General features: G+C 68.5%; 1 protein-coding gene. It reads right to left on the bottom strand.

The window, feature by feature from the left end; all coding sequences use genetic code 11:
• Positions 1 to 336 (bottom strand): LLM class flavin-dependent oxidoreductase (locus tag KHA85_RS17500; RefSeq protein WP_213186756.1); only part of this gene is annotated, 336 nt, incomplete at both ends.

Below are 336 nucleotides of genomic sequence, written 5' to 3'. Positions count from 1 at the left end.
GCAGGCAGCTGCGGATGGCCTTGGCGCCGGTCGCGGCGGCCAACAGCGGCGGATGGGGGCGCTGCATCGGCTTTGGGTTCGACCAGACGGGGTCGAAATCGATGAAATCCCCGTGGTATTCGGCCTCGTCGTCGCTCCACAGCCTCCGAAGCGCGCCTACGGTGTCGCCGAGCAACCGGTAGCGGTCGGCCCACGCAATGGCGGGCCGAGCGACCTCGAGTTCGGCGCGAAACCCCACCCCCACACCCAACATCAACCGCCCGGCGCTGACCTGGTCGAGCGTCGCGACCTCCTTGGCCAGGGTGAACAACTCGCGTTCCAACGGAAGGACGACCG

The organism is Dietzia massiliensis, assembly GCF_018390595.1.
Classification (GTDB): domain Bacteria; phylum Actinomycetota; class Actinomycetes; order Mycobacteriales; family Mycobacteriaceae; genus Dietzia; species Dietzia massiliensis.
This window is presented reverse-complemented; position numbering and strand designations above follow the sequence as displayed.